An 18,755-nucleotide genomic window follows, 5' to 3' on the forward strand; every position below is an offset into this window, starting at 1 on the left:
GCGAGTGGGATCAGCTCTGGGTCTTTGCGAAACGCTCGAGCAGACCGTTGGCTTCGTCCTCGATTGCCTTGAAGGCGTCCTCGACCGAGGTTTCACCCGTCAGGATCCGGCCATATTCGCGGTTCATCACGTCGCGGATCTGGACGTAGAAGCCCATGCGATAGCCCTTGGTGTTTTCACCAGCAGGCAGCGACAGCTGCTTGATGCCGACTTCGGCCGCCGGAGCACGGTCATAGTGACCATCGCCCTTCGCCATTTCATAGGCGGCGGTGGTGATCGGAACATAGCCGGTCTCGCGGTGCCACATGTACTGGGTTTCGGGCTTGGTCAGGAACTCGAAGAATGCCGCGGTGGCCTTGTTTTCCTCGTCGCTCTTGCCGGCCATCGCGAACAGGGCCGCGCCACCGATGAAGGTCTGCTTGGGTTCTTTGGTCACAGCTTCCCAATAGGGCAGGAAGGTGGCCGAAAACTCGAACGGCAGGTCCTTCTTGGACAGGCCGCCGAACGAACCGGACGAGCCCAGCCAGATGGCAACCTTGCCTTCTTCGAACGGAGTCTGGTTGTCGCTCCAGCCGGTGCCGTACCATTCGAAGAACCCGTTGTCCTTCCAGTCTTTGACGGCGGTGAAGTGTGCCTTGATCGCGTCGTTGTTGACAAGAATCTTGGTGCCGTCAGCGCCTTCATAGCCGTTGTCGTTGGTGGCAAACGGCAGGTCGTGGCGCGAATGGAAGTTCTCGGTGAAGATCCAGGGCAGATGCGACTGCGACAGGCCGATATAACCGGCCTCTTTCAGCGCCGGCGCCGTCACGGTCTGGAACTCTTCCCAGGTTTTCGGCGGCGTCACACCCGCTTTTTCCAGCGCATCGACGTTGTAATACATGATGGGCGAGGACGAGTTGAACGGCATCCCGATCATCTTGCCGTCGCTGTCGGCATAGAAGTAGCGAACGCCCGAGATATAGTCCTCGATGTCGAACGCAACGCCGTTCTGCTCCAGCAGGTCCTGAACCGGAACGGTCGCACCCTTTGCGCCAATCACGGTGGCGGCGCCCGCGTCGAATACCTGCAGGACGTTGGGCTGTTCACCCGCACGGAATGCGGCGATGCCGGCGGTCAGGGTCTCTTCATACGTGCCCTTGAAAACCGGCGTGATCTTGTAGTCGTCCTGGGACGCGTTGAAATCCTCGGCAATCTGGTTGACGGTGTCACCCAGGGCTCCTCCCATGGCGTGCCACCACGTAATCTCGACTTCGGCCGAGACCGTATTCGCCATCATCGCGAACGCGGCAGCAGCAGCACCTGTTTTGACGTTTATCATGTAGTTCCTCCGATTCATGTTGCGCCCCTACGGGCGGGCCAAAGCCCTGGAAACTATGGGGTATTTTCCCCGATGACATATTTCACATCCAGAAAAAGGCTGACACCTTTCGCAAAATGTGCACACGTGTTCACTAGCTTCCAACCGTGACAGTTTGATGAAAGATTCGATTCATTGCAAGAATGTTGAAACCCTCTGAACAGGCGGAACGCGAAACGCATGTGTAGCGAGAGAAACAAGGACGCAAAACGCCCGCGGCGCGCAACGGCCCAGACCGTTGCGGACCTTGCGGGCGTCTCGCGTTCAGCTGTTTCGCGCGCTTTCACGCCCGGTGCCTATGTCGATTCCGAGAAGCGTAGACGGATCCTCAAGATCGCAGCCGATACCGGGTATCAGCCGAATGCCCTGGCCGCTGGCCTCAAGGCCGGGCAATCAAATTTGGTCGCCGTCTTCGTCGGCAACATGCGCAGCCCCTACGACTCGGCCTTTGTAGGTGAACTGGCCCAGGCCCTGAGCGGGTTGAAGAAATGGCCCATTCTGATCGACCGAACCGGCGCCAACACGGATCAGGCGCTGCGAGAGCTGCTGCGCTATCCGTTGGACGCATTGATTCTGCGCGGCGGCAGCATGTCCGAAGAGATCGTCGACAGATGTGCGCGGTTCGGCATCCCGATGATCTCGTCAGGCCGTCCCGTTCAAGGGCCCCGTGTCGACAATGTCTGCTGCCGCAATGCCGATGGCATGACCATGATCACCGACTTGCTGATCAGCCGGGGGCGGCGCCGGTTCGGGTTTCTCAGCGGACCCGAGGAGTTCTATTCGTCTTCACGGCGACGCGCCGGGGTCCTCCAGGCGCTGGATCGGGCGGGGCTTGACCTCGTGGCCGAACACCCGACTGATTACTCGGTCGACAGCGGATACGGCGCCGCGCGCAGTCTGTTGTCCCGCGCCTCTCTGGATGCGCTTGTCTGCGCCAATGACGCCACGGCGATCGGGGCGCTATCGGCTGCGCGCGATCTGTCTCTGAACGTACCCGGCGATTTGGCGATTGTTGGTTTCGACGACATCGCCATGGCGAAATGGCCGACATTCCGCCTGACGACAGTCCGGAACCCCATCGACGCCGCCGTTGACGCGATCATCGCGTTGCTGGAGCGTAGGCTCGTCGATCCCGGACGTCCCGAAGAGAGTATCTTTTTGGACCCCAGCGTCATCGAACGCGAGACGCATTGAACAGCCGCGTCGATCGAGAAGCCTAGGCAGGGCCACCGGCGAACTGCTTGAGCTCAACCCCGCTCTTCTGCAGGGCATGGCGGACACCGGCCGCAATCGACACCGCCGTGGGCGTGTCTCCATGCAGGCAGATCGTGTCGATGCGGGTCGGGATATGCTTGCCGCTTTCGGTGATGATCGCCCCGGCCTTGACCATCTCGACCATGCGCGCGGCGGCACGGTCGGGGTCGTGGATCACCGCGCCGGGCAGGCTGCGGTCGACCAGAGTGGCGTCATCGTTGTAGGCGCGATCGGCAAAGATCTCGCAGGCCACCGGACAGCCCAGGTCTCGCGCGGCGCGCTGCTGGGCGGTTCCGGCCAGAACCATGATGATCAGATCCGGAGCCACCGACAGCGCCGCCTCGTAGCAGGCACGTGCCATCGCCTGATCCTCGGACGCCATGTTGGCCAGCGCGCCGTGCAATTTCAGATGGCGCACCTGTCCGCCGGCCGCCCGCGCCATCGCCTGCGCCGCGCCGACCTGATAGCGGATCAGGTTCTGCAGCGACGGCAGGGGATAGTGCATCCGCTGACGCCCAAAGCCGTGCAGATCGGCAAAGCCGGGATGCGCGCCGATGCCCACGCCGTTTTCGACCGCCTGCGCCATCGTCGTGGCCATCACGTCCCAGTCGCCCGCATGAAACCCGCAGGCCACGTTGGCCGACGTCACGATCTTCAGTAGCGCCGCGTCATCGCCCATTTTCCAGGGACCAAAGCTTTCGCCCATATCGGCGTTCAGATCGACTTGATGTGCCATGGCACAGGCTCCTTTTCTACAAAACGTCCTCTTCGCGGGCGATGGCGCCGCTGATCAGTTGATAGGATAGCAGGTCGGACATGCTGCGCGGATCGCGGATCAGCGGGCGCAGCGCCCGGGGCAGCGCGGCGCGAGCCTGGGCGGCGGCGCGCTCGGCGGCCACCGCCTCGTCCAGCGGCACGAAGCGGAACCGCAGGTCGGCCCCGGCCGGGGCCTGCGCCACCTTGGGCAGGTCGCAGGGCAGAACGGTGCCAATGCGGGGATAACCGCCGGTGGTCTGGCACTCGGCCAACAGCACGAAGGGCGTGCCGTCGCCGGTGACCTGGATGTCACCCGGAACGATGGTTTCCGACAGCACGCTGCGCCCGCCCGAGACATGAAAGCCCGGTCCGTCGCTTTCCAGCCGCACGCCCATGCGGTTGGCGCGCGCGTCCCGGCGGAACGTAGTGGTTTGCAGCCGCTCCAGAACGTCGCCGGCGAACAGGTCGGTCTGGAAACTGGCCACGATGCGGATTTCCCCGCCCGAGAACCGGTCCTCGGGGTCAAAGGTCATGCCGGTTGCACCGCCCGCGTCCAGGCCAATCGCCAGGCGGTCCCCCGCCTTTAGCACGGCTCCGATCCCCGCCGTCAGATGCGCCGAACAGGCGCCAAGAACCGGATCGCCCAGCATCCCGCCGCCGATGCTGAGATACCCATAGCTGCCCGCAACTGCCGGCCCGATGCTTAGCCGGGCACCCGCAGGCAGCAGGTGCGAGGCGTTCCAGACCGCGGTCGCGCCATCGATCTGCGCCCGCATCCGCGCGCCAGTCAAGGCGATGCGCAGATCCTGATCGGCCTGGAATTCGCCGCCCATGCCAGCCATTTCCACGGCGGCAAGACTGTCGGCCTGTCCCAGCAACGCCGCGCCCTCGGCCAATGCAAGCCGGTCCACAGCGCCACCGCGCGACAGGCCCATGTCCAGATACCCGGGCCGCCCCATGTCCTGCACCGTCAGGCCGGGCCCCGCGCGCAATATGGTCAGATGCGCGCTCATGCCAACGGCTCGCAACTGGCGCCGCCGCGCGGATCGCTGCGCATCCGCGCCAGCGTTTCCGGGTCGGTGGGGGTGAACTGCACCTCATCCCCGGGGCGCAGCAGGAAGGGTTGGGGCATATCAGGCTGGAACAAACGGATGGCGGTCTGGCCCACATGTTGCCATCCGGTCGGCGTGGTGACCGAGAACAGCACAAGCTGCCGCAGCGCCACCACCAGCGCGCCTTCGGGTACGCGCGGGGTCAACTCCTTTTGCCGGGGGATGTCCCAGGCGGGCGGCAACTCACCCAGATATGGCTGACCGGGAGCAAAGCCGATGGTCTGCACCCGTACCCGCGCCTCGGACAGCGACCGGACCGCCTCGGCCTCGGACAGGCCCGCCGCCTGCGCCGCCTGCCCCAGCTGCGGCGCCAGATCCGTGCCGAAGACGGTGGGCACCCGCCAGAACCTGCGCCCGCCCGGCAGGTCGGCCGCGTACCAGTCTCGCTGGTCCAGCAGCGCCTGCACCTGCTGTCGCAGCGCGGCATGCGTCAGGCGCAGCGGATCGAACCGGACGAAGGCCGACACCAGCGAGGACGAGGTTTCCTCGACCCCTGCCCAGCCCTCCGCCTCGAGCGCGGCGCGAAAGGCCAGCGCAGCGCGGTTGGCCGGTTCGCTGAGAGCGGCGGTAAAGCTGATCAACAGCGCGTCCACCCCGGCGGTTCGTATGATCGGAAAATCCTGCATCGCCCCTGTCACATCTGGTTCGGCAGAAAGGTCACGATGCCGGGGAACACCACGATGATCGCCAGCGCCACGATCATCAGGAAGAAAAACGGCAGCGCCGCATGGGCCACCCGCAGGATGTCGCGCCCGGTCAGCGATTGCAGCACGAACAGGTTGAAGCCGACCGGCGGGGTGATCTGCGACATCTCGACCACGATCACCAGGAAGATGCCGAACCACAGCGGGTCGATCCCCGCCTGCATCACCATCGGCATGATGACCGAAGCCGTCAGCACCACGACCGAGATCCCGTCCAGAAAGCATCCCATGATCACGAAGAACACGGTCAGCGCCGCCAGCAGCGTGAAGGTGGACAGGCCCAGCGACCCGATCCATTCCGCCAGAACACGCGGAATGCCGGTGAAGCCCATCGCCACGGTCAGGAACGAGGCCCCCGCCAAAATGAAGGCGATCATGCAAGAGGTCACCGTGGCCCCCATCAGCCCGTCGACGAAACTGGCCCGGGTCAACGTGCCCTCGCGCCAGGACAGCAGCAGCGCCAGCACCACGCCTACGGCGGCCGCATCGGTGGGCGAGGCGATCCCGGCATAGATCGAGCCGATCACACCGACGATCAGCAGGATCACCGGCACCAGTCGGCGCGAGCGACGCAGTTTTTCCGCGAAACTCGCCTGGATGTCCTCGGTGGGCAGGTTGGCGCGGTTGATCAGCGCCCAGATTGCGACATAGCCCACGAACAGCCCCACCAGCAGCAGTCCCGGCAGAACTCCGGCCACGAACAGACGGGCGATGGATTGCTCGGTCGCCACGCCATAGACGATCAGGATGATCGACGGCGGGATCAGCAGGCCCAGCGTGGCCGAGCCGGCCAGCGTACCGATGATCATCTTCTCGGGATAGCCGCGGCGCGAGAGTTCCGGAATCGACAGCTTGCCGATCGTGGCCGCGGTGGCCGCAGACGACCCCGACACAGCCGCAAAGATCCCGCAGGCAAAGACGTTCACATGCAGCAACTGCCCCGGCAGCCGGTTCATCCAGGGCGACAGGCCGGTGAACATGTCTTCGGACAGGCGCGAGCGGAACAGGATCTCGCCCATCCAGATGAACAACGGCAGTGCCGCCAACGCCCAGGAATTGCTGTGCCCCCACAAGGTGGTGGCCATAACCAGCCCCAGCGGCGCATCTGAGAACAGCGCCATCGCCGCGATCCCGACCCCCAGCAGCGAAAACGCCACCCACAGCCCCGACCCCAGAAAGGCGAACAGCAGAACAAGAAGAATGATGGAAAGCGTGGCAATCGACATCTGCTGACCCTATTCGCTCAGAAGGTTTTCGCCCTTGCCGTCCCAGCTGGGCGCGCGGCCCGCCAGCAGGCCGACAAGTTCGTCGAACAGGGCAAGAGTCAGGATGGCCAGCCCCAGCAGGACCGGCATCTGCACGATCCACAACGGCACCGAGACCATGCCCGGGCTGCGGTCGCCATATTCCAGCGACTCCAGAACCAGCAGGCCCAGATACCAGGTGGCATAGGCACTCATGGCCAGGGCAATCGTGACCACGCAGATCTCGGTCAGGCGGCGCGGTCCCTTGGGCATTCGCCCGATCAGAAGCGTCACCCGGATATGCCCGCCGGCGCGCAGCGCATAGGCCAGCGCCAGAAAGCTGGATGCGGCCAGAAAGAATCCGGTGAAATCGGCATAGGACGGGATGGTCAGGCCCACGCCCTGCCCGGTCAACGCGGCCCAGATCTTGTCGGCCAGGTTCAACCCAACCTGCGCAAAGACCAGCACGACGATGGCCAGAATGAACAGCGCCGCCAATCCACCGGCCGCACGATAGATGAAATCAAGACTGCGCCGCAGCATCGCCATCCCCTCCCCTTTTTGTCAAACCCGGCCGGACGTGTCGCACCCGGCCGGATCGGATCGTTTACTGCTGATAGGCCTGCAGCAACGCAGCGCCCGAGTCACCGGCCTCGGCGGTCCAGTTCTCGAGCATCTGCGCACCGATCGCGCGCAGGCCAGCCATCAGTTCTTCGGACGGCTGCACTACGGTGATGCCGTTTTCCTGCAGAACCGCGGTCTGCTTGGCGGTCTCGGCCTGGCTCATTTCCCAGCCGCGGGCTTCGGCGGCGGCGGCGGCCTCCAACACGGCGGCCTGGGTCGCGTCATCCAGACGGCGGAAAGCACGCTTGTTCACCACGACGACGTTTTTGGGAATCCACGCCTGGATGTCGGTGTAGTGGGTCAGGAAGTCCCACGCCTTCGAGTTCACCCCGGTCGAGGGCGAGGTGATCATAGCTTCGACCCGGCCGGTGCTGAAGGCCTGCGGAATGTCCGGAACCTCGACCTGCGTGGGCGCGGCGCCCGCCAGGTTGGCGAATTCTTCCAGCGTGGCATTGTAGGTGCGGAACTTCAGGCCCGCCAGGTCATCCACGCTGTTGATTTCCTTGGTCGTGTACAGGCCCTGCGGCGGCCACGGCACGGCGTACAGCACCATCATGCCTTGCTCGTCCAGCAAAGCGTTTATCACGTCTTTCTGTGCCGCCCACAGCTTTTGGGCGTCGTCATAGTTGGTGGCCAGGAACGGCAGCGAGTCCGCGCCGAAGGCCGGGTTGTCGTTGGCCAGCAACGACAGGAAAAACTCTCCCACGGGCACCTGGCCGCTGCGGACTGCCTTGCTGATCTCGGGGTGCTTGAACAGCGAACCTGCGGAATGGACCTTGATTTCAAGGGCGCCGTCGGTGGCCGCGGTCACGTCCTTGGCGAAGTCGTGGATGTTCACGGTATGGAAGGTGGCGTCCGGATAGGGCGTCGGCATGTCCCAGGTCTCGGCCTGCACCTGCATGGCCAACCCGGCCAGCGCGGCAACCGCGCCACCGGCAATCTTCATCAGTTTCATTTTGGCTCTCCCTGCTTGAGTACTGGCGCAGAAGCTGACTCAACGTTAGCGATTTGTCAACGTTTTGTTATCGTTTTAACCACAACACTGCAGAGTCCAAAGGTCAGCACGTTGAAAACACACGCGCTTCATGCCAAAACACTGATAATTTCTCAGCGTTTTGCAGATCAAAAGGCCGCAATATGATCGATTCTTCCCCCGACACACGCCGCATCGTTTCCTCTCGCCACCTGGCCGAGGGCGAAGGTTGGGAACTTTCCGAACTCGAATTCGGCCTGATCATTGTCTACAATGCGTTCTCACGCTGGATGACCCGCTGTATGGCCGCAGCCGGGCAGGCCGATCTGGGACCGCTCGACATCCTGATCCTGCACAATGTCAATCACCGCGGACGCGACAAGCGTCTGACCGACATCTGCTTTCTTCTGAACATCGAGGACAGCCACACCGTGAACTACGCCCTGCGGAAACTGCTAAAGGCCGGGCTGCTGACGTCGGAGAAGCGTGGCAAAGAGGTGTTCTACCGCACCTCGCCCGAGGGCGTAGAGCTATGCGACGCCTACCGGAAAGTTCGCCAGCAATGCCTGTTGGAGGGGCTGTCAGCCACAGACCTGTCGGGCCCGGATCTGAGGGACCTGGCCCGCGACCTGCGGGCCCTGTCCGGCCACTATGACCAGGCCAGCCGCGCGGCGGCGTCTTTGTAGCGCCTCAGCATCCGCCCACGCAGCATGATCGGTAAGAAAGAAAATGGTGCGGGTGGAGGGACTTGAACCCCCACGCCTTGCGGCGCCAGAACCTAAATCTGGTGCGTCTACCAATTTCGCCACACCCGCAACACGGCGCCGACGCGCCGGATGGAAGGGCTGATAACAAACCTTTTGGACAAGCGCGAGAGGAAATCTTTCCGTCTGCGGCGGAATATTGACCCCCGTTCGGAAACAATGGAAATGACCTAGGCAAGGGAGAGATCGACCCGCGCAACGGCGCCAGAATGTGCGGCATCCGTCTTGCCAGTTTATTTTTATCGCTAAATGGAATTCTTAACGCTGAAACCCGTCGTTTTCGGAGCGAAACAAAACGCCATAATTGTTCTGTTTTTGGACACATTCCCAAATTTTCGAAAATTGCTAAATTCTCGCTGACGTTGTGGGCCGGATGGGGACGTCTCGACCAACCTCATCAACCCCACACTGAACCCACAACAATGCGGTCCCTCCGCCTTCTGACGAGACGCGCACTCAAACTCCGATCTGATTCCATTTTTTCCGATTGTTTTACAGAAGTCTAACCAACGGTCGAGACTATCACGCCTAACCCAATCGCACGCCAAAAAACACCCCGGATCCAAACCCTGCGGTCGTGCCTATTTTGACTAATACACCCTGAAGTTGCGGCATTGTCATGCAACGGTCACCATAATTGCGCCACATTTCAAACGCCAAAATATCTCAATCACGTCAAAATAACACCGTGATGAAGGTAATTCTGTCTACCAAGGAGTTAATGAGTCTTTTTCGCCTTTTCGGCACCATACGAGTTTTTTGCTCAACTCCAGTACAAGGGTCTCAGTCGTGACCAAACAGATCAACTCCGCTGCCACCGAGCAAGACGTCGTCTTTCTTGCAAGAGAAAGCTTTGTCGGCGAGCTCAAAAACCTCAACCAGCAATTCCCGAACACGGGTTTCGGCATCGCCCTGAAGACGCATGAGGGCAACGAATACCTGTTGGCTAATGCGCGGATGCCCCTTCCATCGGCCAAATCCAATGGGTTTCCAACCGGACGCCGGGTCGCACGCCTGGATAATGGAACGCGGTTCAGCTCGATCGAAGTGCTGGCGGATTCGCGGGCCTTCGATACCATCTCGCCCGGAACCGAGGCCGAGATGCTGGGCAACGCTCTCGAACTGATCGCCCGGATCGACAGCTTTTCAGGCATGGCGCCTGCCAGTTTGACGGAATCCGGGCATACCCAAATCGCTGCAACCGGAACCGGAGGCTGAACATGGCCCGCAACGACCACCTTTTGTCTGTAGGAAACGAGGCATTGGCGCCGATGTCGGAAGCCATGTCCGCACTGACGACACAGATCGACCAACTGACAGAGGTGGCGGATGCGCGCTCGACTGCGCGGCTGGCCACGCTCAAGACCCGTATGGAAAACTTCACCGCCAGCGTCACTTTCGTCGGCCAGGTGAAGGCGGGCAAATCTTCGATCGTCAACATTCTGGCCGGTCGGCCCGGTCTGCTGCCGTCGGATGTGAACCCGTGGACCTCGGTCGTGACCACGCTGAACATCAACACCCGCATGCCCGGTGAATACAGATCCAAGTTCACCTTCTTCGAGCAGGAAGAATGGGACAATCTTATGGTCGGCGGTGGCCGTTTGGGCGAACTGGCCAATCGCGCAGGCGCCGACGACGAGATGGAGGACATCCGCCGTCAGATCGCGCAGATGAAGGCCAAGTCCGAGGAACGCCTTGGCAAGCATTTTGACCTGATCCTAGGCCAAAGCCACCAATACGATTACTTCGACGAAGAGCTGATCCAGCGCTATGTCTGCCTGGGTGACGAAGACGATCCGGACATCAACCCGAAAACGGGCCGGTTCGCCGACGTGACCAAAGCCGCGGAATTGTACATGGACATTCCGCAGTACCCGATCGCGCTGAAATTGTGCGACACGCCGGGCGTCAACGACACGTTCATGGTGCGCGAACAGATCACTCTGCGCAGCCTGCGCGGATCGGAGGTCTGCGTCGTGGTTCTGGCGGCAAGCCAGGCGCTGACCACTATGGACATGGCGCTGATGCGGATCATCGCGCAGTTCGAGAACCGGCAGATCGTCCTGTTCGTCAACCGGATCGACGAGCTGACCGACCCGGTCAAGCAAGTCCCCGAAATTCGCGACCGAATTCAGGATACACTCAAGCAAAACGGAATCGACACAAGCACCAGCGTTGTTTTCGGCAGTGCGTTGTGGGCCGAGGCCGCGCTGACCGGCAACCCGGACATTCTCACCGACGATTCCCGCCAGGCCCTCAACACGTTCTATCTGGCCGCCGGCTTTGGAGATCAGGCCGCATCGCTGGACAAGATCTGGGCCCTTTCTGGTCTGCCTGACCTGCTGTTGGCCATGAACGAACGTATCGCCCAAGGCGCAGGAACGCGTCTTTTGGACCGTGTCCGTCACCGCGCCCGCAACATCGCAAGTCAGATTCGCGCCACCTCGGTCGCAAAGAGCCTGTCGGGCGGAGACGGCGTTGTTCGCGATCTTGACGGCGTGTCACCCGAAGATGCGATCGCCACCGTCGCGGCCGAATATGACAAGAAAGCTGCCGCCCTGACGACGTCCCTGCGCGACAAGGTGTTGGAACGTCTGGCTTCGGCCGAGGCAAACTTCGTCAAACGTGCAACGGACTCGTTGATCGCGCATCTCGAGCAGAACGGCGAACAGGGCACCTGGCAATACGACCCGGCCGGGCTTCGTACCCTTCAGAAGGCCGCCTATTTCAGCTTTGCCCGCGCAATGCGCAAGGACGCCAGCGCGCTGTATTCCGCAGCCGCAGCGGATGTCGAGGCCCTGTATCAGAAGCTTCTGGGTAACCACTTGGGCGAATTCAGCATCGAGGCGCCCATTGTGCCGCGCGTACCGCCGCCATTGGGCATTGGCAGAACGATCGCGCTGGACCTTCAAAGCACATGGTGGCGTCGCTGGTGGCAACGCCGGAAAGGGTTTGAAGCCTATGCGGCGGACTACACCCGCCTGATCGCATCAGAAGCCAATTCGATCACCAAGGATCTCGAAGAAACCCAGATCGCAGCCGTTCTGGAAAATGTTCGGGCCGTCCTGTCGGATTTCATGCGCGAGCAGCAGGAAACCCTTCTGAGCATCTCGCAATCCGCCGAAAAGGCACCGGGGACCGCCCCGGACCTGATGGCCGGGCTCGAGCCGAAGAAGTCACGTGACGAAATCCTCGGCGACATCCTCAAAGACCTCAGCAACGAAGCAGCGTAAGAAAGCCATGGCAAAAGATTCACAAATCCGCTTCGTCTCTCCTCGGGCATGGGAACGCATCGAGCAGTGGTCCCGCCGCAAACCGGTTTTTGCGCTGATGGGAGAGTTCAGCGCCGGAAAGTCCACGCTCATGAATTTCCTGCTGCGCAAGCAGGCCCTACCGACGCAGGTGACGGCCACCCAGCTGCCGCCGGTCTGGTTCAGTTGGGGCAACAAACCGGCTTACGTCCAGCGCCATGACGGGAACACTTCTCCAATTGGTTTGGACGAATTGGACAAGGTGGGCGTCAACGACGCGCAGTTCATCCGCATCTATCTTGAAGCGGACATTCTCGAGGCCGTCGACCTGATCGACACGCCCGGCATTTCGGACCCCAAAATTCAGGCCGATGTCTGGCGCCGTGCGGTAGGTCAAGCCAACGGGGTGCTATGGTGTACGCACTCGACGCAGGCCTGGCGCGAGACCGAACGCGCCACGTGGGTTTCGTTGCCGGAACGGCTTCAGCACAACTCGCTTCTGTTGGTCACGCGCGCGGACGCACTGGATCTGAAAGACCGCCAGAAAGTGCTCCGCCGCATCAACCGCGAAGCGGGGCACCTGTTCAATCGGACAATCCTGTTTTCCGCCCGTGACGCGATCATCGCGCGTGACAAAACGGGCGACGCCGAGCTGTGGTCGCGCAGCGGCGGCGGCAAGATGATCGACAGCTTTCTTGAGATCACCGAGCAGATCATGGACAGCCGTGCGGAAAAACTTGCCCGCTACCAGATCGACAAGAGCCTCGCCGGCACGCCCCCGGTTCAACCGGTGCGTCCCGAACGATCCGATCGCCAGACCGCAGCCGAAGAGCCCGCGCCTTTCAAGTTGACCAACCCGCTGGATCAGGATGATGGATTCGAGGCGGTCCGGAACTCGGACGATGTGATCGCAACCTTCCCGGTTCGACCGGCCCGGGTGGAGCGCCGCGGCGAGTCGACCGAACGCGAGCGGATCAACCCGGATGACGCCGACCGCTTGCGCGCCGAAATGACGCCGGTGCCCGATGACGATTTGCGGGCCTTGTTCCGGGACGAGGAGGAGGATCGGCTCAGTGTCGCGGCAACTTCGACTGCGGTGACTCAGCTGGACGACGAAGACTTTGACGAGGTCGATGACGATAGGCTCGATTTCGAGGACGACGAAATGCTGGTCGCAGATAGCGATGACCAGACCAACGATCAGGGTGCCCAGGACGAAGACCTGCTGGCCACGCTGTCTGAACGTTTGGTTGGCGAGACCTCCGCGCCTGCAGCGGACGAACAAGACGAGACCCCGGCACCCAGTGTCGAAGACTCGGTCTCGTCCATTGCTTCGCTGTTGTCCCAGCAACAGGGTGACGATGCCACGACCTATGAACCTGAGCCGGAATCGAACGGCTTGATTTCGGCCCAGACCCCTGAAGACCAGGAACCCGAAGTGCCTTGTGAGCAGGTCGGCGAAGGCGAAACCTCGCTGGAACACCTTTTGAGCGTGCCGGCAGGAGCTCCGCTTAGCGCGGCGGCGATGTGGCGGGAAATCGCGGCCAGCGAAGATATTCCCCAAGACGTGGACGGGCTGCACGCCGTGTTCCAAGCCTTTCTTGAGGAGTTCGACAAGATCGCTCACGAGCACACCGGGCGCGACGAACAGGACAGGATTCAACCGGTGCCAAATCCGAAAGACAGGGCGGAGTGGCATGTGTTGTAACCGGGCCTCAAGGGACACGCGGGAAACGATAAACCGTTTCCCGTCCCGAACGGCAATGCTACTCAGCGGCGCGACGGTTTCGAACCGCTGCGCCTTTGGGCTTAATAAGGGATAACAGAGCTTTAGATGACGATTGACGCCGCATTGACCACCGCCATGGAGACCATTCCCGACTGCATCGCAGCGGGATATGTCGACATGGAAACGGGCATGCTTCTGGGCATGTCGGCAACCGGCACCGAGGATGGCGCAGCCTTGGAAACCCTCGCCGTTGCGGTGGCAAATCTGTTTCAGGGTCGGGGCGTTCAAGCATTCGAAGCGCTGTTGGCCTCGGCCGGACTACAGGATCCGGAGAACCCGGGATTTGGGGAAATCTCGGTGTTTTCGAACGACCGGCTGCACATCTTCATGCGGACCCGGGCCTATCCGGAACACGTGGTCTGCTACATCTGCCGCGACAGCGCGAATATCGGGCTGACGCTTACAAAATCACATCTCAGCCTGGGGCCGGTAGCGGCCGCAGTTTAGACGGGACCAGAGGGGGTCACGGCATGATGGCGACAGACATAATCGACATGCTCGAAAACATCGGGCGGTCTGCGACGCCCCGTTTGTCGCCGGCCGTTCGGTTGACCGGGGACACGGCCGAGGCCCGGCGGGCCAGCATACTGAACCTGATCCGGGGAACGGTTCTTCCAAGACGCCTGGAGTTCAACGCCCAGAACGGAACGATCCTGGCGATCGAGGTGAACAGCTCACGGATCACGGATGTTTATTCGGCAAGCACCGGCGCCCTTCCGGATTTCGAAACCGAACCGCGCGAAGCGCTGATCAAAAAGCTGGCGCGGCTCGTGTCCGACCTAGCCGCGACTGCCCCACCGATCGAAGTTGTGTCTTTGAAACCGGACGGGCCGCTGGAGGCGGATGACGTCGGCATCACGTTCAGCGAAATGCAGAAAGCCTGTGCCGAGATCGTTCTACCGTCAGAGCCGCGGGTTTCGGTTGTCCCGGATCCCGTCGAGGACACGAAAGAGCAGGACAGCGCTGAAGGGCAAGAACCCAGCGTAGCCGCGGCTTTCTTCGACGGCGCCGAGCGGTTCGCCATGGGACGCCTGCTGACAAGTGCGGAGGGGGCGACCCACCAGTTCGATGGCGTGTGCGCCGATGGACAGCCTCTTCATCCTTCGGATGATCTGTTGACCCGGTTCGCACAGGATCTGGCGGGATGGGATGCCGACAATGCCGGGCTGCTCGAGCAGCCGCAACTGATCGTCATGCGGCCGTCAGGCGGCAAGGGCGCGGGTGTCGCTCTGGTTCGGGATGGTCGCAATACAGCCGCCGCCGTACATGACGCGCGCAAGCTGGGTGCCGTCGTCAACCTGTGGAAATCTCTGCGGGAGTCGGTCTGATGGCACCGCTTTCGCGACAGTTGAAGTTAAGTTTGAAGCAAACCTTGGGTACCAGTTTTTAGGGTAGTGTTATGAGTGAAACCAACCGCCGGGAATTGATCCGGATCGCCAGCGAAATGAAAGAGGTGAGCAATGACGAGACCTGTCAGTTCATCTCTCGCATCGTTGACGATCTCAGCGGCCTGAAACCGTCGATTGCATTCGTCGGGCAGATCAAGGCCGGAAAGTCCCGCCTGATCAACGGCTTTACGGGACAGGCAGAATTTCTGCCGTCGGACGTGAACCCGTGGACGACCGTGATCACCGACATGCATTTCGGACATCCCTCCGGGCGCACATCGGGGGCCGAATTCCATTTCTTCGACAACCGCCAATGGCAGGCGCTGATCGCCGAAGGCGAAGAACTGCGCAACATGTTCCCCGACGATGAGGACAGCTATAAGCGCGAGATGATCGAGGAGCAGGTCGAGGCGATGAAAAACCGCGCTCGTCTGCGCCTGGGTGACAGTTTCGAACAGCTGATGGGCCAGCATCACGACCTCGAAGAACTGACGTCTGATGACCTTGCCCGCTATGTCTGTGCCGGGGATGATCCGACCGACGAAGCCGAACATGATCCGGGATCGGACCGGGGTTTGTACAGCGACATCACCCGCAAGGCCGAGGTGTATTTTGATCTTGGACACTTCCCGTTCCCGCTGACCGTGACCGACACGCCCGGCGTCAATGATCCGCTGTTGATCCGCGAAGAGATCTCGCGCCAGTACCTCAAGGAATCCGACTTTTTCGTCGTGGTTCTGTCCGCGCACCAGGCCCTGTCGCGCGCCGATTTGAAACTGTTCCGGCTGATGCAGGCGCTTGAGCTGGGTCAGATCGTGGTTTTCATCAACCGGGTCGACGAATTGGGCGGCGGTGCGGAAGACGCGGCGAAAGTACGCGCCGACGTTTTGGACGGGTTGGAAAAGGCGCTGGGGAAGTCCAGCATCGACGTTCTGATGGGCAGCGCTCAGTGGGCGCATTACGCACTGACCGGGGACGAAACCGGCGTCAACCACGATCACATCCTCGCCTGGCTGCGGGCGCATCCCGAACAGATGAAGCAGTACCTTGCCGGCGTCGAAGAGATCAAACGCGGCCCCGGCCCCATCAGCCGCGAGGCGGTTCTGCGGTATGCCGCGATGATCGCCTCGGGCTTGCCCGATCTGCGCCGGCATGTCACCACCGCGCTGACTGACGGCCCGCGCAACGAACAACTGCGTATGGCGTGGCAACATCTGAACGGCTTTGCCCAGGGCGAGCTGGAACGCAGCAAGGCCCGCCTCCGCGCGCTGGAAGAAGATGGCCAACCTTCGGACGATGCGGCTGGCGAGAATGACAAGACCCTCGCCGAGTTGCGCAAGCTTGTATCGGACAAAACCGCAGAAATCACCCGCGACATGGATGATGTTCTGGCAAACTTGCGTGGTGTGATGGATGACACCGTGGCCGAAGCCGTCGTATCGGTTGTGCGCGGACCCGACGGGCAATCCCCGTTGCTTGCCAAAGGTGGCGCAACCGAACTGAACTTTACACCGTTGCGCGAACGCATGCGCGAACTGGTGCAGGGTGCGACTCAGGTCATTCGCCAGCGGATGCTTAGCGAACTCTATGCCATCGACATGCAGGCCAACGCGTCTCTGCGGTCCCTGCCGGGCTGGCAGGAGCCGACCGACAGCCGTATGAACACCAGTGCCGTGCGCTGGTTCCGTCCAGACACCACCGCTCTGACCCGGGGTATTACGGTCGAGTTGCGGGTGAACTGGTTGTCGCGTCTGATCTCGCGGAAATCCGTCGTCTCTCGCGCCGAGCGCATGATTGTGCAGGAATTCGAGATGATTGGAGATGACCTGATCGATACCGCGCGCGAGAACCTGCTGGAGCGCTTGAACACCGCTCTGGACCATTTCCTGGCCCTGCTCGCCGGGCATCTTGAAAACCGCACCGCGACGGGCGAGACATGTGAGCGCACCCAGGCGCAGGTCGATTTCGACCGCGCACGCCGGATCGCGGACGAATTGCAATCGACCTTTGGCGCTGAACACAGCGACGAACGACAAGCGGAGGCCGCCGAGTGATTGAATTTCCCGGAACCGAGACGGAAGTGCGTCAGCTTGACCGTTTTCTGACCGCAACCGAACGCCTTCCGTCCACGCCCGAGTTGGACGGCATGCGCGCGCGGGCACAGTCCCACGCCGAGCGGTTGTCAAACGCGGTCTCAATCGGTTTTGCAGGGGAATTCGGCGCCGGGAAGTCCAGTCTTGCCAACATGCTCGCCGGAGCTGACATCCTGCCCACGGGTCCGCAACATCTGAAATTGCCTCTGGTGATTGTCACCTATGCGGACACGCCTGAAACGACCGTTGGGTGGTGGGACCGCGAGCCAAAGGTTTATTCCGGCATCGCCCTGGAAAAGGCCGCGGCCGACAATCCTGATTTTATCTCGGTGGGGCTGAACACCCCTGCCCTGCGCGAAATCTCGTTGTTCGACCTGCCCGGCTCCGGTGCGCTGGACGACACTTACAAACAAACGCTTGATTTGTTGAAATTCGTCGATTGCGCCATCTGGTGCACGAACGGAACCAACGCTTGGCGCGAGACCGAGCGCCATTTGTGGGCACAAGTCCCGCAAAACCTGCGCGACAACAGCTTGCTAGCCGTCACTCACACGGACCTGCCCCCTGTCCGCGACGCCCTCGATCGCGTTCTGTCGCGGTTGGAGAAGGAGAAGTCGGGCATGTTCCGCGCGATCGTACCGATCGGGACACCAGTTGCCGTTCGCGCCATGGCGCAAGAGCCGGAACCGGACTTCGCCTTGTGGGAAACCTGCGGCGGCCAGAACCTTGCGGAGAAGGTGCTTGAAATTGCATCGCATCGCCGCCGAACGGATCTGGAGGCCGCGCGGCAGGACCTTGCCGCTGACTTCCTGCCGTTCTTGGAGACATTGACCGGCGCGGGCGAAGCCGCAGCCTCGGACACCAGAACGGTACAGCCCAGTCTGGAATCTGCGCTGCCGCCGCTGGACAACCCGATCCTCGAAGACTGGCTGGCGGCGATCGCCAGCATTTACGAAGACCTGCGCGACAGTTCGGACATCGAACCGGCCGCCTTCCTGCAAAGCTGTCAGGAAATTGTCGAGGATTTTGCTGAACGGCTGGAAAACGGGTCCGAGATCGATCCCGAAGCCGACTGGATTCCGGGCGAGTTCGAAAAGGCCACCGACCTGCTTCTGCTGCTTCAATTCGAGAGCGGCGAAGGGCCACTCAAGGATGCGATCAGCATACTGGCGCAGCTCAGCGACAACCTGGCGTGGGCCGGCAGCACGGTCGCTTCGGCCCCTCCGAAGACCGGAACCTGAGTCATTCCCGCAAAGATTGAGCCGCGGCGCGGCGAATCGTTAACACTGGAATCATGATTCCATTGTTTCGAATCCGTGGACCATGGGTCGTCTGGCGCCCGGACTGAATCCTTTTTGTTCGCCGGGAGACACTGCATATATGTACTCTATCAGCACTTACATCAATATATTGATCTGCACCCGAAACCGTTCTTAGTGAAGCCAC

16 protein-coding genes and 1 tRNA gene are annotated in these 18,755 nt (G+C 61.6%); 9 read left to right on the forward strand and 8 right to left on the reverse strand.

Features of this window, described 5'->3' with window-relative positions; all coding sequences use genetic code 11:
• Positions 1-10 precede the first annotated feature (10 nt).
• Positions 11-1,318, reverse strand: a complete 1,308-nt coding sequence (locus tag ACR0DA_RS13950; protein WP_437342651.1) for an extracellular solute-binding protein — start codon at positions 1,316-1,318, stop codon at positions 11-13.
• Between the two features lie 219 nt (positions 1,319-1,537).
• Here ACR0DA_RS13950 and ACR0DA_RS13955 point away from each other — a divergent pair, with 219 nt between their 5' ends.
• On the forward strand, positions 1,538-2,551 hold the full coding sequence (locus tag ACR0DA_RS13955) for a LacI family DNA-binding transcriptional regulator (protein WP_170359559.1): 1,014 nt from the start codon (positions 1,538-1,540) through the stop codon (positions 2,549-2,551).
• 22 nt (positions 2,552-2,573) lie between these two features.
• Here the strand turns inward: ACR0DA_RS13955 and ACR0DA_RS13960 are convergent, their stop codons facing one another.
• The 6 genes from ACR0DA_RS13960 to ACR0DA_RS13985 all read right to left on the reverse strand — a co-directional run bounded on the left by ACR0DA_RS13960 (position 2,574) and on the right by ACR0DA_RS13985 (position 8,006).
• Complete coding sequence (locus ACR0DA_RS13960) at positions 2,574-3,347, reverse strand: LamB/YcsF family protein (RefSeq protein ID WP_170341657.1); 774 nt, start codon at positions 3,345-3,347, stop codon at positions 2,574-2,576.
• Between the two features lie 16 nt (positions 3,348-3,363).
• Positions 3,364-4,380 carry a 5-oxoprolinase subunit C family protein gene (locus tag ACR0DA_RS13965; protein WP_480754514.1) on the reverse strand — a complete coding sequence of 339 codons (1,017 nt, stop codon included), beginning with the start codon at positions 4,378-4,380 and terminating at the stop codon, positions 3,364-3,366.
• Positions 4,377-5,105: a 5-oxoprolinase subunit B family protein gene (locus ACR0DA_RS13970; protein ID WP_480754516.1), complete on the reverse strand. Its 729-nt coding sequence runs from the start codon at positions 5,103-5,105 to the stop codon at positions 4,377-4,379. Before ACR0DA_RS13970 ends, ACR0DA_RS13965 begins: the two co-directional genes overlap by 4 nt.
• Positions 5,106-5,113: 8 nt before the next feature.
• Entirely contained in the window at positions 5,114-6,409 is a 1,296-nt protein-coding gene (locus ACR0DA_RS13975; RefSeq protein WP_480754517.1) for a TRAP transporter large permease, read from the reverse strand.
• 9 nt (positions 6,410-6,418) lie between these two features.
• Positions 6,419-6,970 carry a TRAP transporter small permease gene (locus tag ACR0DA_RS13980; RefSeq protein ID WP_342355384.1) on the reverse strand — a complete coding sequence of 184 codons (552 nt, stop codon included), beginning with the start codon at positions 6,968-6,970 and terminating at the stop codon, positions 6,419-6,421.
• 64 nt (positions 6,971-7,034) lie between these two features.
• Positions 7,035-8,006 carry a TRAP transporter substrate-binding protein gene (locus tag ACR0DA_RS13985; RefSeq protein ID WP_170371806.1) on the reverse strand — a complete coding sequence of 324 codons (972 nt, stop codon included), beginning with the start codon at positions 8,004-8,006 and terminating at the stop codon, positions 7,035-7,037.
• Positions 8,007-8,188: 182 nt separating this feature from the next.
• On the opposite strand from ACR0DA_RS13985, the gene ACR0DA_RS13990 reads away from it, so the two are divergent.
• Positions 8,189-8,710: a winged helix DNA-binding protein gene (locus ACR0DA_RS13990; RefSeq protein WP_170371808.1), complete on the forward strand. Its 522-nt coding sequence runs from the start codon at positions 8,189-8,191 to the stop codon at positions 8,708-8,710.
• A 44-nt stretch (positions 8,711-8,754) separates the two neighbouring features.
• Here the strand turns inward: ACR0DA_RS13990 and ACR0DA_RS13995 are convergent.
• A tRNA-Leu gene (locus ACR0DA_RS13995) sits at positions 8,755-8,839 on the reverse strand.
• A 738-nt stretch (positions 8,840-9,577) separates the two neighbouring features.
• Between ACR0DA_RS13995 and ACR0DA_RS14000 the strand changes: the two genes are divergently transcribed.
• From ACR0DA_RS14000 to ACR0DA_RS14030, 7 genes are all read left to right on the forward strand, one after another.
• Positions 9,578-10,006: a hypothetical protein gene (locus tag ACR0DA_RS14000; protein ID WP_480754519.1), complete on the forward strand. Its 429-nt coding sequence runs from the start codon at positions 9,578-9,580 to the stop codon at positions 10,004-10,006.
• Positions 10,007-10,008: 2 nt separating this feature from the next.
• The gene (locus tag ACR0DA_RS14005; RefSeq protein ID WP_170359567.1) at positions 10,009-12,021 is read left to right on the forward strand and encodes a dynamin family protein; all 2,013 of its coding nucleotides are present in this window, start codon (positions 10,009-10,011) and stop codon (positions 12,019-12,021) included.
• 7 nt (positions 12,022-12,028) lie between these two features.
• A complete protein-coding gene (locus tag ACR0DA_RS14010; RefSeq protein WP_480754521.1) occupies positions 12,029-13,747 on the forward strand; it encodes a dynamin family protein in 1,719 nt (572 codons plus the stop codon).
• Positions 13,748-13,873: 126 nt separating this feature from the next.
• A complete protein-coding gene (locus ACR0DA_RS14015; RefSeq protein WP_170365737.1) occupies positions 13,874-14,275 on the forward strand; it encodes a hypothetical protein in 402 nt (133 codons plus the stop codon).
• A gap of 26 nt (positions 14,276-14,301) precedes the next feature.
• Positions 14,302-15,156, forward strand: coding sequence for a hypothetical protein (locus tag ACR0DA_RS14020; RefSeq protein WP_254429388.1), 855 nt, complete (start codon positions 14,302-14,304; stop codon positions 15,154-15,156).
• 71 nt (positions 15,157-15,227) lie between these two features.
• On the forward strand, positions 15,228-17,270 hold the full coding sequence (locus tag ACR0DA_RS14025; protein WP_170367236.1) for a dynamin family protein: 2,043 nt from the start codon (positions 15,228-15,230) through the stop codon (positions 17,268-17,270).
• Entirely contained in the window at positions 17,267-18,550 is a 1,284-nt protein-coding gene (locus tag ACR0DA_RS14030) for a dynamin family protein (RefSeq protein ID WP_170441267.1), read from the forward strand. The genes ACR0DA_RS14025 and ACR0DA_RS14030 overlap by 4 nt, the downstream gene beginning before the upstream one ends.
• Positions 18,551-18,755: the final 205 nt, after the last annotated feature.

The organism is Ruegeria sp. CI8 (genome assembly GCF_056536865.1).

Excerpts from the sequence above, each read along its gene's own strand:
- ACR0DA_RS14015 (WP_170365737.1), top strand. The coding sequence starts at position 13,874 with ATGACGATTGACGCCGCATTGACCACCGCCATGGAGACCATTCCCGAC.
- ACR0DA_RS13975 (WP_480754517.1), bottom strand. The coding sequence starts at position 6,409 with ATGTCGATTGCCACGCTTTCCATCATTCTTCTTGTTCTGCTGTTCGCC.
- ACR0DA_RS13985 (WP_170371806.1), bottom strand. The coding sequence starts at position 8,006 with ATGAAACTGATGAAGATTGCCGGTGGCGCGGTTGCCGCGCTGGCCGGG.
- ACR0DA_RS13970 (WP_480754516.1), bottom strand. The coding sequence starts at position 5,105 with ATGCAGGATTTTCCGATCATACGAACCGCCGGGGTGGACGCGCTGTTG.
- ACR0DA_RS13955 (WP_170359559.1), top strand. The coding sequence starts at position 1,538 with ATGTGTAGCGAGAGAAACAAGGACGCAAAACGCCCGCGGCGCGCAACG.
- ACR0DA_RS14010 (WP_480754521.1), top strand. The coding sequence starts at position 12,029 with ATGGCAAAAGATTCACAAATCCGCTTCGTCTCTCCTCGGGCATGGGAA.
- ACR0DA_RS13960 (WP_170341657.1), bottom strand. The coding sequence starts at position 3,347 with ATGGCACATCAAGTCGATCTGAACGCCGATATGGGCGAAAGCTTTGGT.
- ACR0DA_RS13990 (WP_170371808.1), top strand. The coding sequence starts at position 8,189 with ATGATCGATTCTTCCCCCGACACACGCCGCATCGTTTCCTCTCGCCAC.
- ACR0DA_RS14005 (WP_170359567.1), top strand. The coding sequence starts at position 10,009 with ATGGCCCGCAACGACCACCTTTTGTCTGTAGGAAACGAGGCATTGGCG.
- ACR0DA_RS13950 (WP_437342651.1), bottom strand. The coding sequence starts at position 1,318 with ATGATAAACGTCAAAACAGGTGCTGCTGCTGCCGCGTTCGCGATGATG.
- ACR0DA_RS14025 (WP_170367236.1), top strand. The coding sequence starts at position 15,228 with ATGAGTGAAACCAACCGCCGGGAATTGATCCGGATCGCCAGCGAAATG.
- ACR0DA_RS14020 (WP_254429388.1), top strand. The coding sequence starts at position 14,302 with ATGGCGACAGACATAATCGACATGCTCGAAAACATCGGGCGGTCTGCG.
- ACR0DA_RS13980 (WP_342355384.1), bottom strand. The coding sequence starts at position 6,970 with ATGCTGCGGCGCAGTCTTGATTTCATCTATCGTGCGGCCGGTGGATTG.
- ACR0DA_RS13965 (WP_480754514.1), bottom strand. The coding sequence starts at position 4,380 with ATGAGCGCGCATCTGACCATATTGCGCGCGGGGCCCGGCCTGACGGTG.